Genomic DNA, 15,116 nt, shown 5'->3' with positions numbered 1-15,116 from the left:
ACGAGGAAAAGATGAACAACGATCCGCTTCTTGAGCCCTTTCAACTCAAGCACCTGACCCTCAAGAACCGGATCATGACGACGGCGCATGAGCCGGCCTATCCGGAAGACGGCATGCCGAAGGACCGCTACGTCGCCTATCACGCGGAGCGGGCGAGGGCGGGCCTCGCGCTCGCCATGACCGCCGGCTCGGCCGCCGTCAGCCGCGACAGCCCGCCGGTCTTCAACAACATCCTCGCCTATAAGGACGAGGTGGTGCCCTGGACGAAGCGGCTCACCGACGCCTGCCACGAGCATGGCTGCGCGGTGATGATCCAGCTCACCCATCTCGGCCGGCGCACGGGCTGGGCCAAGGGCGACTGGCTGCCCTCCGTCTCTTCCTCCAAGCACCGCGAGCCGGCGCACCGGTCCTTCCCCAAGCTCGCCGAAGACTGGGACATCGAACGGATCATCGCCGATTTCGCCGACGCCGCGGAACGCATGAAGGCGGGCGGCATGGACGGCATCGAGCTGCAGGTCTACGGCCATCTGCTCGACCAGTTCTGGTCGCCGCTGACCAACGACCTCGACGGCCCCTATGGCGGAGAAACACTCGACAGCCGCATGAAGATGCCGATGGACGTGCTGAAGGCCGTGCGCGAGCGGGTCGGCGAGGACTTCATCGTCGGCGTGCGCTACACCGCCGACGAGGCCGAGGCCGGGGGCATCGACGCCGAGGAGGGGATCGAAATCTCCAAGCGGCTCGCCGACAGCGGGCTGGTCGACTTCCTCAACGTCATCCGCGGCCGCATTCACACCGACCCGGCGATGACCGACGTCATTCCGGTGCAGGGCATGAAGAACGCGCCGCACCTCGATTTCGCCGGCGCGGTCAAGGCGGCGACCGGCATGCCGACCTTCCATGCGGCCAAGATCCCGGACGTCGCCACGGCGCGCCATGCGGTTGCCTCCGGGCTCCTCGACATGGTCGGCATGACCCGCGCCCATATGGCCGACCCGCATGTGGTCAGGAAGATCATGACCGGGCGCGAGGAGGACATCCGTCCCTGCGTCGGCGCCACCTACTGCCTCGACCGCATCTACCAGGCGGGCGAGGCGCTGTGCATCCACAATCCGGCGACCGGGCGCGAGCTGACGATGCCGCACGAGATCGCCCCGGCCGACACCAAGAAGAAGGTGGTCATAGTCGGTGCCGGGCCGGCGGGCCTGGAAGCCGCGCGGGCCGCGGCGGAGCGCGGCCACGAGGTCACCGTCTTCGAGGTCCAGCCCCATGCCGGCGGACAGGTTCGCCTGACGGCGCAGAACCCGCGCCGGCGCGAGATGCTGTCGATCATCGACTGGCGGATTGCACAGTGCGAGGCCAAGGGCGTGACGTTCCACTTCAACACCTGGGCCGAAGCCGACGACGTCACCGCGCTCGATCCGGACGTCGTCATCGTTGCGACCGGCGGGCTGCCCAATGTGGAGCTATACGAAAGCGGCCCCGAGGAGAGCCTCGTGGTGACGAGCTGGGACATCATCGCCGGCGACGTCAAGCCGGCTGCGAACGTCCTCATCTATGACGAGAGCGGCGACCATCCCGGCCTGATGGCGGCCGAGGTCGCGGCCAATGCCGGCTCTACGGTCGAGGTGATGACGCCGGACCGGGTGTTCGCGCCGGACATCATGGGCATGAACCTCGTGCCCTATATGCGCGCGCTGCAGGACAAGGACGTCACCTTCACCGTGACGCGCCGGCTGCTCGGCGTTGCCCGCGACGGCAACCGGCTGAAGGCCACCATCGGCACCGACTACAGCGATTTCACCAGCGAAAAGCTCTACGACCAAGTGGTGGTCAACTACGGCACGCTGCCGCTCGCCGACCTCTATTTCGAGCTGAAGCCGCTGTCGGCCAATGGCGGCGCCGTCGACTACGGTGACCTCATCGACGGCCGCCGACAGACGGTCCGGCGCAATCCGGACGGCGGCTTCATGCTGTTTCGCATTGGCGATGCGGTCAGCGCCCGCAACACCCATGCGGCGATCTACGACGCCCTCAGGCTGATGAAGGATATTTGATGCGGATCGGAACGATTGGAACGGGAACCATCGCCAGCGCCGTGGTGCGCGGGATCGCCGCCGACGGCCACGAGATCACGGTCTCGGAGCGCAATGCGGACACTGCGGCGGCGCTCTCGGCGGCCTTCGACAATGTGACGGTGGCGTCGAACCAGGGCGTCATCGACGCCAGCGACGTCGTCTTTCTCGGCATGAGGGGCAATGTCGCGCCCGCGGTCCTCAAGGACCTCACCTTTCGCGCCGACCAGCGCGTCGTCTCCTTGATGGTCGGGCTGAGCCTGGATGAGATCGCCGATCTCGTTGCGCCGGCAAGTGCCGAGGCGCTGATGATCCCGTTCACGTTCATCGCCCATGGCGGCTCGCCGATCCTCGCCTTTCCGGAATCGGCGCTGCTCGACGCGTTGTTCGGCCACAGCAACACCGTGATCGCGATGCCGGATGCGGCGGCCTTCGACCACTATCTCGCCGCTCAGGCGCTGCTGTCGCCGGTGCTCAAGGAGATTCAGGTGGCGAGCGACTGGCTCGGCGCGCGCACGGGCGATGTGGCGGCCGCGGAGACCTTCCTGCGACTGCTGATCGGCGGCGGCCTCACCGCCGATCCGCTCGATATGCCGGGCGTCATCGCCCGCATGATCGGCGAACTCTCGACACCCGACGGCTACAATGCCAGGCTCCGTGAGCATATGGGTGAGGCCGGCGTCTATGACGCGCTCACCGCCGGGCTCGACCGGCTGGAACGGCCGGCAAAGTCCTAGAGCGTTCGGCGAACGGACTGCCGGGGCCGGTCTCAGCGCTCTTCGGGCGTCTTCAGGGCAAGATAGGCGCCTGCGATCCTCAAGGCTTCTTCGACGAACACTGCGTCGTCCATCGGCTCCAGCGCGATGGAGCGCCGGCCGGGATCGATGTGACCTGCATACATAGCGGAAAGCTGGTCGAGGACGATCCGGGCGGCCCGTTCGGGATCAGGCCGGCCGATTTCGTGCTTGTGGGCGAGGATATGCTTCAGGGCGATTTCGCGGCCCCAGACCATGGTCCTGGCGAAGTCCTTGGCGAATTCCGGGTGATCGGCGGCGACGGCGCCGGCCGCGTGCCGCGCCACCACCTGGTGCTTCAGCGTTGATACCGAGACCTCCAGATAGACACGGATCAGGTCCCGAACCGTGCTGTCCTTCCACATGGCCGGGTCCTCGAAGCCGGCGTAGAGCGACTGGAAGAACTCCAGCGTGCGCTGGCTGAGGGCGACGAAGATCGCCTTCTTGTCCCGGAAGTGGTGGTAGACCGAGCCGACGGATACGCCGGCGCGCGTCGCGATCGCGCCGATCGTGGCCGCGTCCGCGCCCCCTTCCAGGATCAGCCCCTCGGCCGCATCGAGCAATGCCTCGTGGGTTTTCTTGCTGCGCCGCTGCTGGGCGATGCGCTGCCAGTGTTTCTCGATGATGGCGGAATTGTCGACGCTCACGGCTCACCCGGATAATATTTATGGCCCGTATATCTTGACAGCCATTCGCACAGCCATAATATCGAATCGGAATTCGGATTCTGATCTTATAGCTATCCGACTGACAAGGATAGGCGCCTGTTCGGGCTAAATCGCGCAGGGGCCAGACGACAACAGCATAGCGCGAACGCACGTGACCCGGCGAGGTTTTCCGAGCCGGGATTACTGACGCACGACCGAACGCAGACGGTCCTGCGAACGAATACCTATGCGGCAAACGTCGTGACGATGGCCGCATCCAAAGAGAGTAGACGACGATGGGAACCAACTTCACGGCAAGCGACGAGATCCTGGTCAACACGGAAACGACCGGCGCCCAATACACTCCGGCCATGACCACCCTCGATGACGGCGGCTGGGTGATCGTATGGACGAGCATCGATCAGGACGGCAACGGCGGCGGCGTCTACCTGCAGCGCTATGCCGCCGACGGCACGGCGGTCGGCACCGAGACCCGGGTCAACACGGAAACCAGCGCCTCCCAGTATGCCCGGGACGTGGCGATACTCGATGACGGCGGCTGGATCGTCACCTGGACGTCGCAAAACCAGGACGGCAGCCGGTCGGGTGTCTATCAGCAGCGCTATGACGCCGACGGCGACACGGTCGGCGTGGAGACCCAGGTCAACACGACCACCATCGACAATCAGACGAACCCCAGTGTGACCGGTCTTGCCGATGGCGGCTGGATCGTGGCCTTCGCAATGACGAGCGAATACGGTTCTTCGCGCGGGCTTTTCCAGCAGCGCTACGATGCCGACGGCGATCCGGTCGGCGGGGAAACGATGTTGGTCGACTACGCGGACGGCGCGGTCACCTCTCCCGTCGTGAGCCACCTTGACGACGGCGGCTGGATCGCGGCCTGGAATCTCCTGCAGCAGCCTGGCAACCAGTGGTTTATCCGAGCGCAGCGCTTTGACGCCGACGGCGACGCAGTCGGCGATATCGTCCAGATCGACCCGCCATGGGGCGAAAGCTACTCGGGCCAGGCGATCACCACGCTGGCGGACGGCGGCTGGGTCGTCACCTGGAGCATCGAAAAGAACTACGATGGGGTCGCGATCGCCCAGCAGCGCTTTGACGCCAACGGCAATGCGGTCGGCGGCGTCACGGAGGTCGGCACGGGAGAAAATACGGTCTCCCCCTCCGTTACCGCTCTCGCCGACGGTGGCTGGGTCGTCACCTGGACCGAATGGGATGACGACACCAAATACGACATCTTCGCGCAGCGCTTTGACGCCAACGGCACGGAAGTCGGCGGCAAGATGGCGGTCAACACGACGACCGCAGACTGGCAGACCTCGCCGGATGTCACGGCGCTTCCCGACGGCGGCTTCGTCATAAGCTGGGCCTCCGATGAACAGGACGGCGACGCCAACGGCGTCTACCAGCGCACCTTCGGCGCGCCGATCATCGGCGACGACAACGGCAATGCGCTGACCGGCGGGGAGGGTGACGATCCCATCAAGGGTGGCGACGGCAACGACACCCTCAATGGCGGCGCCGGCGCCGACACCATGACGGGCGGTGCCGGCAACGATGTCTTCATCGTCGACGACAGCGGCGACCGGGCGTTCGGCGGCAGCGGCACCGACCAGGTCTTCGCCTCTGCGAGCTTCAGCCTTTCCGACGGCACCGAGAACCTGACATTGACCGGCGTCGGCAACATCAACGGCACGGGCAACGGGGCGGCCAACAAGATCATCGGCAATGGCGGCAACAACAGGCTGAACGGCAACGGTGGCAACGATCTCCTCGTCGGCAATAGCGGCAACGACACGCTGAATGGCGGTTCCGGCCGGGATACGATGGCCGGCGGTCAGGGCAATGACGTGTACGTGGTCGACAACAGCGGCGACCGGGTGTTCGGCGGCGGCGGCCACGACCGGGTCATTGCCGCCGTGAGCTTCAACCTGTCCGGCGACACCGAGGACCTGAGGCTGACCGGTTCCGGCAACATCAACGGCACCGGAAACGGTGGCGCCAACACGATCACCGGCAATGGCGGCAGCAACAGGCTGAACGGCAACGGCGGCAATGATCTCCTCGTCGGCAATAGCGGCAACGACACGCTGAATGGCGGTTCCGGCCGGGATACGATGGCTGGCGGTCAGGGCAATGACGTGTACGTGGTCGACAATAGCGGCGATCGGGTGTTCGGCGGCGGCGGCCACGACCGGGTCATTGCCTCCGTGAGCTTCAACCTGTCCGGCGACACCGAGGACCTGCGCTTGACCGGTTCCGGCAATATCAACGGCGCCGGCAATGGCGGCGCCAACGTCATCGCCGGCAACGGTGGCGCCAACGTCATCGCCGGCAATGGCGGCAGTGACCTGTTGTTCGGCGGCGGGGGCAGCGACAAGCTGTTCGGCGGCAGCGGCGCCGATACGCTGAGAGGCAACGGCGGCAACGATTTTCTGTCCGGCGGCGGCCAGAACGACGCCATGATCGGCGGCGGCGGCTCCGACTTCCTGAAAGGTAATGGCGGCAAGGACTATTTGTCCGGCGGCGGCCAGAACGACAAGCTTGCCGGCGGCTCCGGCAACGACGTCTTGCAGGGGGGCAGTGGCAGCGACAAGCTCTTCGGTGGCGGTCAGAACGACCGGCTGTTCGGCGGCAATCACAACGACTTGCTGAACGGCGGCGCCGGTGCTGACAGTCTGAACGGTCAAGGCGGCAAGGACTATCTGTCCGGTGGCGGTCAGAACGACGTGCTGTTCGGCGGCGGCGGCAGCGATCGGTTGTCCGGCGGCAGCGGCAATGACCGGATCAACGGTGGCGGCGGCGACGACACGGCGATATTCAAGGGCGGTATCGGCCGCTATGAGGTCACCGAAATCGGCGGCGGCAGGATCAAGGTCGTCGACACCAAGGGCGCGTTCGGAACCGACATTCTCTCAAATGTCGAAAAGCTGCAGTTCGGCTCCAAGGTGTTCAAGGCCGGCAAGGCGGTGGAACTGGCTGAGCAGACGAACGCGCTGGCGCAAGCGGACGATGCCAACCACGATCTTGGCCTCAATGTCCACCATCTCCTCCACCACGACGATTTTCTGATCTGAGCGACGGCACGGCGCGGGGTGATCGGCTTGCGGGGAGGCGCCGGCCCGCGCCCGCTCGCTCGGGCGCTTTGACACGGACGCCTTTGGCGATGGTGTCGGCCGCCGGCGATTTCGTCGCTTCCATGATCCGGCTTCGACCGCTGCGGAATCGGCGTTTTCGACGAAATCGCCGCGCCTGCGGGCAACGGCGCTGGTGTTGAGCATGTTGCCGCGGCCGCGATCGAACATCCCCGGCAGCAGGCGAATGTTCCGGTCAGGTGGATTCCTGCGTGCCGGACACCGCCCGTTCCGGCCGGCCCAACGGGGTCGGGAAATCCCGGACATGGCGGACACGTATCCAGACATTTTTGGGTGCAATGCAACCATAAAGTATTCTTTGGCGCTACTATGTGGACTTTCTGAGTAATTATGACAATTCGGTATCGATGGTATTGTGCTTCATTCGTTTTTGAAATATTCTAAATAGTAATTTCGGACATTAAATTACTTTATTTTTTCTTTGATTTAGATCAACAAAATTCCTAATACATATCTAAAGCGGTATATTTTTAATAAAACAGTTCTCTATTAAAGATTTTTTCTTGCTAATAACTTTGTATCTTGCTATGCACTGTTTCGTTCTCGACTCGCAAATGAGAGCCGAAAGCGTCGAGCGGCCACCCGAAGGGATCTTCTGGCCGTTCATGCCCGGGGGGGCACCAGAACCGGTTTGATGGAATTATCCGCTGACCTTCGGTCCTTGTGGACAGGCCCGCGCGTTCCAGGCAACGACCGGTCCCGCATGTCTTCCTGAAAATTCGTTCCCGATCCGGATCACCCACCTTCCCCGATCTGGATCACGCCGTCCGGATTGGGATCTCTTTCCAGGTGCGACAGCCGTCGCGCCCGGGAGAACGGTATCGAAAGCCTGCAATAGCGTCCGGTCGCCGGATCCGCCCGCTTTCGACGGCACAGGTCGGGCCTTTGAAAAAGGACATCAAACCCATGGTAAGTCGCAGGGAATTCATCCGGGATATCGTCCCCGGCGCCGCGCTCAGCACGATGATACTGCCCCATCTGGCCAGGGCCGCATCCGGCGCCGGGGGCGTCGCCAACGGTCGCGTGCTCGTCAACACCGCCTTCGGTCCGATGTGGCTGGTCAAGAAGGACGGAACGGTGACCTCGGTCGAGCCGCTGAAGCAGGTCGGTGCGTCCTGGGAGCTGATCAACTCGATGCCCGACCGGCTCTATAACCGGGCCCGCGTCAAGGCGCCGACGGTGCGTCGCGATTTCCTGAAGAACCGCGAAAAGAGCGACCGCACCGATCGCGGCAGCGGCGACTTCGTCGAAGTGAGCTGGGACGAGGTCTCCAAGATCGTCACCGCGGAGATGGAGCGGGTCAAGACGACCTATGGCAACGCTTCGCTGCATCGCGGCAAGAGCTCCTGGGCCAGCAACCACGCCCATTTCTACAAGACGGAATCCCTGCTGCAGCGCTTCCTTAACGGCTATGGCGGCTCCTCGACCTTCTTCGGCAACTATTCCAACCAGGCGGTTTCGGAAATCCTGCCGGCGGTTGCCTGGGGCGGGCCGATGCTGACCAGCGAGTGGCCGTCGATCCGCAACAACGCCAAGCTCATCGTGCTTTGGGGCGCCAATCCGCTGGCGACCTCCCGGATCCTGTCCGGGCGCTACATGACGGCGGCCTGGCGGGAGCTGAAGGACGCGCCGATCGAGGTCATCGCGCTCGATCCGATGCGGTCCGAAACGGTGCAGGGGCTCGATTGCACCTGGATGCCGGTGCGGCCGAACACCGATACCGCGCTCGCGCTCGGCATGATGCACACCCTCTATACCGAGAAGCTGCACGACGCCGAGTTCATTGCCAACTGCACCTTCGGCTTCGACGAGTTCTCTGCGTATCTGACCGGCGAGAGCGACGGCCAGGCCAAGAGCGCGGACTGGGCGGCGGAGATCACCGGCGTTCCGGCCGATGCGATCCGCGAACTTGCCCGCAAGATGGCGAACACCCGCACGACGATCGTCTGCGGCTGGTCCACCCAGCGCCAGCATCACGGCGAGCACGCGCCCTGGACGCTCGTCGCGCTTGCGTCCATGCTCGGCCAGCTCGGCCTGCCCGGTGGCGGCCTGACCTTCGGCGCCCACTATGCCGACGGCGGGTTCCCCAAGGCCGACATGCCCCGCGTCGGCGGCACCCCGCGCGGCAAGAACGCCGTGCCGGACCCGTTCCCGATCGCCTGCCTGACCGATGCTTATCTCAACCCGGGCAAGACGATCGAATACAAGGGACGCGAGATCACCTATCCCGATATCCGTCTCGTCTATACCTCGGGCGGCAATCAGTTCACCCACCATCAGGACACCAACCGGGTGGTCAAGGCATTCCAGTCGCCGGAAACCGTCATCGTCCAGGATCCGTGGTGGACGCCGAGCGCCCGGTTCGCCGACATCATCCTGCCGGCATCGAGCGACCTGGAGCGCAACGACCTCGGCCAGGTCATGAACCTGGTGATCGCTTCGCATGCCGCCGTCGACCCGCAGTACAAGTCGCGGACCGACTACGACATCCTGACCGAGTTCGCCGAGCGGCTCGGCTTCGGCGACGCCTACACCGAGGGCCGGTCGGAAATGGACTGGGTCGAGATGCTCTACAACGACGCCAAGGAGAAGTCGCAGACGGTTGAGATGCCGTCCTTCGACGAGTTCTGGGCCGGCGAGGGGGTCATCGAATTCCCGATGGGCAAGGGCGACTACGTGCACCTGGCCGATTTCCGCGAGGATCCGCTGCTCAATCCGCTCGGTACCTCGACCGGGCTCCTGGAGTTCGTCTCGCCGTTCGTTGCCAAGCTCGGCTACGACGAGGACTGCCCGAAGCATCCGACCTGGATGGAGCCGGTCGAATGGCGCGGCAGCGCCCACGCCGACAAGTACCCGCTGCAGCTCATTTCTCCGCATCCGCCGCACCGTCTGCACTCGCAGATGTGCAATACGACGATGCGCGAGGAATACGCCGTTGAGGGCCGTGAGCCGGCCTACATCAACAGCGAGGATGCGGCCGCCCGCGGGATCGCGTCGGGCGATATCGTCCGGCTGTTCAACGAGCGCGGACAGACTCTTGCCGGTGCGGTCGTCTCGGACGATATCGCGGCGGGAACGATCTGCCTGCATGAGGGTGCCTGGTACAATCCGGACAAGCCCGGTGAGATCGGTGCGCTCGACAAGTACGGCTCGCCGAACAACCTGACCCGCGAGGATCCGCTGACCTCGCGCTTCGCCCAGGCGACGATCGCCGGCACGGCCATCGTCGAGGTCGAAAAGTACGACCAGCCGGCACCGGCTGTGACGGCGTTCGACCCGGCCGTCTAGGCTCCGACACCATTGTCCCCGGCCGGCGCGGCCGGCCGGGGCCTGTCGGGCATCGATATCGGGGAAATTCCTTCCTCTGACCCCGGGGCGGTTACGGCTCGGCACGCGATGCCGGCCGGCAACGGGGCAATCGGCATGGAGAGTTCAGTGCTCGCACGATTGCGCAAATTCTGGGGCTGGCTCTGGTCGCCCTACACCGGCTTGCCGCTGGCAGCCGTCCTTGTCGCCGGCGGCATCGGCGGCGTCCTGTTCTGGGGTGCCTTCAACACGGCGATGGAGATGACCAACAGCCTGGAGTTCTGCATCTCCTGTCACGAAATGCGCGACAACGTCTATCAGGAGTACAAGCAAACCGTTCACTTCAAGAACGCATCGGGCGTGCGCGCCATCTGCTCCGACTGCCACGTGCCGAAGGACTGGGTGCACAAGGTGGTGCGCAAGATCCAGGCCTCCAACGAACTCTTTCACAAGGTCATCGGCACCATAGACACGAAGGAGAAGTTCGAGGCGCACCGTCTGACCATGGCCCAGCGCGTCTGGGACACCATGAAGGCGACCGACTCGCGCGAGTGCCGCAACTGCCATTCCTTCACCGCCATGCATTTCGAAAAGCAGCGTCCGGAAGCGGCAAAGCGGATGCAGAAGGCGATGGCCGACGGCGATACCTGCATCGACTGTCACAAGGGCATCGCCCACAAGATGCCGGACATGACGAGCGGCTTCAAATCCATGTGGTCAGACATCGTTGCCTCGGCTTCCGCCCTGTCGCCGCAGCCCGGCGATACCTACTACACGCTGACGACCATCGGCTTCACAGCCGAAAAGGCGGGCGAGGGTGGACGCGCGGCCGGCCGGCTGCTGGCGGCGACGCCGGTGGAGGTGCTGGAACGCGACGGCGACCAGTTGAAGGTTCGGGCCACGGGCTGGCGACAGGAAAACGTCGACCGGGTCGTCTATGCCCGTGCCGGCAAGCGGATCTTCGTTGCCGCCCTCAGCCCGGCGGCGACCGATCTGGTCTCGTCGGGCGCATCCCAGACCGATGCCGACACCGGCCAGGTCTGGAGCGAGGCGACGATGGACGTGTGGATTCCCGCCAGGGACCTGACCGACAATGTCGAGCCATTGTGGGCCTACGGCGCCGAACTCTACGGCGCGACCTGCGCCACCTGCCATACGGCCCCGGCGGCCAATCACTTCGTTGCCAATCAGTGGATCGGTACCCTCAATTCGATGAAGCAGAACATCTCCATCGACACGGAGCAGTACCGGTTCCTGCAGAAATACCTGCAGATGCATGCGGCCGATATTGCCGGGCATTGACAGGGCCGGGCTTTGACGGGGAGGCACCGGCCCGGCCCGGCGATTGACCAAGTGACCGGGCCCGGCGACTTGTCCGGTCGTCGGGCAGGAAGATCGGGCCGGTGGCTGGGACAGGATAGCTTGCTCGGGGCCGTCGTCCGTAACGCACGGCCCCGCAGCCCGGCGATCTCATACCAACGGGTGCCGGATCGAACCCAAGGGCAACCTCGCGGGAAAGCCGAATTTCAAATAAAAACAATATCTTAATGGGTGGTGCCGGTTGAGGGATTCGAACCCCCGACCTACTGATTACAAATCAGTTGCTCTACCAGCTGAGCTAAACCGGCTCCAGCAACGCTGATACCATGCTCTTTGCGGGCCTGCCAGAGGGCGTGGTGGTGGAGAGCGGTGGCGCCGCGATGCGAGCGCCCGTTGCCATCGGGCGGCTCGCGACGCCGGGTCGGCGAGGGGGGAGCCCCCGATCGGTTACGGCGCCTTTCGCGGGTGCCGGCACGCCCCGGTTCGACATATTCCGCGTTCATTTCTCAGATCGGCACGGTTTTGCCAATTATTCGGCGTTATGGTGCGCGGCCAGCGAGTCGTGGCGGGCATTGGTTCCTGCCGCAGGCCCCCCGGCCAGGGAGATGAATGGATATGATCGCTCGACTTCGGTATCCGGGCTTTTCGGCCGTCGCGCTGGTCTGCTGTCTGGTGGCGCCGCCGGCAATCGCCCAGTCGGCGTGGGAGACCATCGAGCAGCGGCCGCCGCGGCTCGGCAGCTACGTCACGCCGTCGAAGAAGACGCCGGGGCTGCTTTACCTGGCGCCGCCGGGCGCCGCGATGCCGGACCGCTCCGGCGCGGTCGCGCCGCCGCCGGTCCCTCCGATGCCGCCGACGGTTCCTCAGGTGTCGCAGGCTCCCGCAAGCGGTACGGCGTCCGCCGACGGCGGGCTGCAGCCCTGGTCCGATGCCTGGGCGCGCGACTGCGCGCGGCGCTATCCGAGCTTCGATCGCAAGACCGGAACCTATCGCTCGCCCGCCGGTCATTACGAATTCTGCGAATGATTCCAGGATCGACGGCAGAGATCGACGACCCGGCTTGCTGGCCAAAAACCTTAACGGAAATCGATAAGGCGTTAGCCATAAAGGCATAATCTGCTTCGGTGGAAAGCGGCGGTTAAGGGGCGTCCCGGTAGCCTTTTGCCGCGTGCCTCGAATATGCCGTTTTCTCGTGGTCCTCATGAAACGGCAGGGGTCGGCTAATGTCACAGGATCGGGAGAAGCAACATGATCCGCATCGGCAGATGGGCTCTTGCCTGTCTCGTAGCGACCGTGTGTCTGATTGGCGCGATATCGTCATCGTCCGCCAATCCAAGAACTCCGGGGCTCATCAACGGGCTTGCCGTCGCTCCGGCCGCCAACAAGGCAGCCGGTGACCGCGGGGCCACCACCTCCAACATCATCAAGGTGCAGGACGGCCGGCGCTTCCGGCGCCAGAACCGTCGCGCCGCCAACCCGCGTGCCGCCCGCAGGCAGGGCCTGCAGCAGCGGCGTAGGGTGAACCGGCGTCGGCTCAACCGTCTGCGCACGGAACGCCGCCGCGCCAATCGCCGGGGTGTCAACCGTCGCCGGAACGTCAACCGCCGGCGCGCCCAGCGTCGCCGCGTCGACCGTCGCCGCGTCAATCGTCGCCGTGTCGACCGGCGTCGTGTCAATCGCCGCCGCGCCTATCGCCGCGACCGGCGCTTTCGCAACCGCGGCTATCGGGCCCGGCGCTATCGCGTGCGTAATCCGCGCGCCTGGCGCAACCGCAACCGCATCTGGCGGCGTTATCCGCGTCCGCCGCGGTGGGGACGTCCGGGCGGCCGTCCGTGGCGCTATTGGCGCGGCCATCGCTACTACTGGTACAATGGCGGCTGGTGGCCCTATGCGTGGCTGAGCACGGTCGTCGTGATCCCGTCCGCGGCCTACTACTATGCGGACGATCCGGCGCCGCCGAGCTATGGACCGGAACCCTGGACGCCTGAGTGGTATGCGTACTGCGAGGCCAAGTACCGGACCTTCAATCCCGACACCGGCTACTATTTCTACAAGCCGGGCCGGCAGCGGTTCTGCCGCTGACGCCTGATGGCGGGAGAGGCGGGATCGCCGGCGCGCCGGCGGTCTCCCCAAAAGACAACATGGAAGGGCGCCTCGCACGGGCGCCCTTTCGTTTTTCCGGCGCCAACCGCGGACGGCGTCAGCGTTTCCGGGCGCGGGTCGCGGCGTAGAGCGCCAGGGCGGCGGCGTTGGACACGTTGAGGCTCTTGATCTCGCCCGGCATGTCGAGGCGGGCGAGCCGGTCGCAGGTGGCGCGGGTGCGCGGCCTCAGGCCCTTTCCTTCCGAACCGAGCACGACGACCAGCGGGCGCCCGGCAACGTCGTCCGCTTCCAGCGCGTCCTCCAGCGGCTCGTCGCCCTCGCTGTCGAGGCCGATGCGGGCAAGGCCCGCCTTACCGAGCTCTTCCAGCGTGTCGGAGAGGTTGCGCACGGCGACCAGCGGCACGATGTCGAGGGCGCCGGAGGCCGCCTTGGCGAGCGCTGCGGTCTCCGCGGCGCTGTGGCGGCGCGGCACGATCACCGCATCGACGGCAAAGGCCGCGGCGGAACGCAGGATGGCGCCGACATTGTGCGGATCGGTGGTCTGGTCGAGGACGAGGAGGAGTCTGGTCTCGGCCAGGTCCTCAAGGCTGAGGGGCGCGAGCGGCTCGGCCTCCAGGACGAGCCCCTGGTGCACCGCATCGCCGCCGATCATGCGGTTGATCTCCTTGACGCTCGTCTCGGTGACGGGCACGTCCGGCCGGATGTCGCGTTCGGCGAGCCGGGCAAGCGCGTTCGGCGTGGCGATCAGGCGGAGCGCCTTGCGATGCGGATTGGCGAGGGCGGCGGCCACCGTGTGCAGGCCGTAGAGACGGAGCGGGCCGTCGTCGCCGGCGGTCTCGCGTTTGCGGGGCCGGGCGCCTTTCGGCCGGGAGCGGGGATGGGGAGGGTGTGCCATGGCCCGCCTTATACGGTGCGCAAAAGCCCTTCACAATGGGGACCCTGGTAGCGATACGTGCGGCGATGGCGGCGGATCGGACCGATGCCGGCAAACCGTCCGCGCCGGCCCTGGAACGGCAAAAAAATCGCGGCAAATAGGACGTTGACAGCCAAGGGCGAGATGGCCATAACACGCGCCACAGGATTCCTCGCCCTGGCGGGGCGTTTCTGGTTGGCCATCCGTGTTGCCGGATGTGCGCAAATCGTCGGAGGGGTGCCCGAGTGGCTAAAGGGGGCGGACTGTAAATCCGCTGGCTATGCCTACGTTGGTTCGAATCCAACCCCCTCCACCATTTGCGAACATCACTGAAGTTGCGCGGGCGTAGCTCAATGGTAGAGCAGAAGCCTTCCAAGCTTACGACGTGGGTTCGATTCCCATCGCCCGCTCCATGTTCCGATTGGGAATGGCCAGGCTTCCAGAAATGTCTTTCCAACCTTGGCGGTAACGGATTCTGACGGAGATCCTGTCTGTGTCCTGACCGGCCCGAAAAGGGACGGCGCGCGGCGGGTGGATTTGGCTTGAGGGCAAACAGAGAGAGCGACGCCGATGGCGAAAGAGAAGTTTGCGCGGACGAAACCGCACGTAAACATCGGGACGATTGGTCACGTGGACCACGGCAAGACGACGCTGACGGCCGCGATTACGAAGTTTTTCGGTGACTTCAAGGCGTATGACCAGATCGACGCTGCGCCGGAAGAAAAGGCGCGCGGCATCACGATCTCGACGGCGCATGTGGAATACGAGACGGACGCGCGGCA

10 protein-coding genes and 3 tRNA genes are annotated in these 15,116 nt (G+C 65.0%); 10 read left to right on the top strand and 3 right to left on the bottom strand.

What is annotated here, in order from left to right:
• Positions 1-11 precede the first annotated feature (11 nt).
• Positions 12-2,057 (top strand): NADH:flavin oxidoreductase, encoded by a 2,046-nt coding sequence (locus CH339_RS18375; protein WP_111435857.1) that lies wholly within the window; start codon positions 12-14, stop codon positions 2,055-2,057.
• Entirely contained in the window at positions 2,057-2,812 is a 756-nt protein-coding gene (locus tag CH339_RS18370; RefSeq protein ID WP_111435836.1) for an NAD(P)-binding domain-containing protein, read from the top strand. Before CH339_RS18375 ends, CH339_RS18370 begins: the two co-directional genes overlap by 1 nt.
• A gap of 32 nt (positions 2,813-2,844) precedes the next feature.
• Here CH339_RS18370 and CH339_RS18365 read toward each other — a convergent pair whose 3' ends face one another.
• On the bottom strand, positions 2,845-3,516 hold the full coding sequence (locus CH339_RS18365) for a TetR/AcrR family transcriptional regulator (RefSeq protein WP_111435835.1): 672 nt from the start codon (positions 3,514-3,516) through the stop codon (positions 2,845-2,847).
• Between the two features lie 296 nt (positions 3,517-3,812).
• Between CH339_RS18365 and CH339_RS18360 the strand changes: the two genes are divergently transcribed.
• The 3 genes from CH339_RS18360 (at position 3,813) to torC (ending at position 11,300) form a co-directional block, all read left to right on the top strand.
• A complete protein-coding gene (locus tag CH339_RS18360; RefSeq protein WP_111435834.1) occupies positions 3,813-6,614 on the top strand; it encodes a calcium-binding protein in 2,802 nt (933 codons plus the stop codon).
• A 984-nt stretch (positions 6,615-7,598) separates the two neighbouring features.
• Positions 7,599-9,980, top strand: a complete 2,382-nt coding sequence (locus CH339_RS18355; RefSeq protein WP_146610237.1) for a molybdopterin-dependent oxidoreductase — start codon at positions 7,599-7,601, stop codon at positions 9,978-9,980.
• A gap of 147 nt (positions 9,981-10,127) precedes the next feature.
• On the top strand, positions 10,128-11,300 hold the full coding sequence (gene torC / locus CH339_RS18350) for a pentaheme c-type cytochrome TorC (RefSeq protein WP_245408170.1): 1,173 nt from the start codon (positions 10,128-10,130) through the stop codon (positions 11,298-11,300).
• A gap of 250 nt (positions 11,301-11,550) precedes the next feature.
• On the opposite strand, the gene CH339_RS18345 is transcribed toward torC, so the two are convergent.
• Positions 11,551-11,626 (bottom strand) — tRNA-Thr (locus tag CH339_RS18345).
• 301 nt (positions 11,627-11,927) lie between these two features.
• Here CH339_RS18345 and CH339_RS18340 point away from each other — a divergent pair.
• Together CH339_RS18340 and CH339_RS18335 are read left to right on the top strand one after the other, a co-directional pair.
• Positions 11,928-12,344: a BA14K family protein gene (locus tag CH339_RS18340; protein ID WP_111435832.1), complete on the top strand. Its 417-nt coding sequence runs from the start codon at positions 11,928-11,930 to the stop codon at positions 12,342-12,344.
• 222 nt (positions 12,345-12,566) lie between these two features.
• Positions 12,567-13,400 carry a hypothetical protein gene (locus tag CH339_RS18335; protein ID WP_111435831.1) on the top strand — a complete coding sequence of 278 codons (834 nt, stop codon included), beginning with the start codon at positions 12,567-12,569 and terminating at the stop codon, positions 13,398-13,400.
• 118 nt (positions 13,401-13,518) lie between these two features.
• Here CH339_RS18335 and CH339_RS18330 read toward each other — a convergent pair whose 3' ends face one another.
• Complete coding sequence (locus tag CH339_RS18330) at positions 13,519-14,316, bottom strand: TrmH family RNA methyltransferase (RefSeq protein ID WP_111435830.1); 798 nt, start codon at positions 14,314-14,316, stop codon at positions 13,519-13,521.
• A gap of 249 nt (positions 14,317-14,565) precedes the next feature.
• Here CH339_RS18330 and CH339_RS18325 point away from each other — a divergent pair.
• The 3 genes from CH339_RS18325 to CH339_RS18315 form a co-directional block, all read left to right on the top strand.
• Positions 14,566-14,650 (top strand) — tRNA-Tyr (locus CH339_RS18325).
• A gap of 23 nt (positions 14,651-14,673) precedes the next feature.
• A tRNA-Gly gene (locus CH339_RS18320) sits at positions 14,674-14,747 on the top strand.
• Positions 14,748-14,904: 157 nt separating this feature from the next.
• Positions 14,905-15,116 (top strand): GTP-binding protein (locus tag CH339_RS18315; protein ID WP_245408169.1); only part of this gene is annotated, 212 nt, incomplete at its 3' end.

The sequence above is a fragment of the Rhodobium orientis genome (genome assembly GCF_003258835.1).
In the GTDB taxonomy this organism is placed as follows: Bacteria; Pseudomonadota; Alphaproteobacteria; order Rhizobiales; family Rhodobiaceae; genus Rhodobium; species Rhodobium orientis.
Note: the sequence above shows the minus strand (reverse complement) of the source record. Positions and strands in the feature narration are given on the sequence as shown.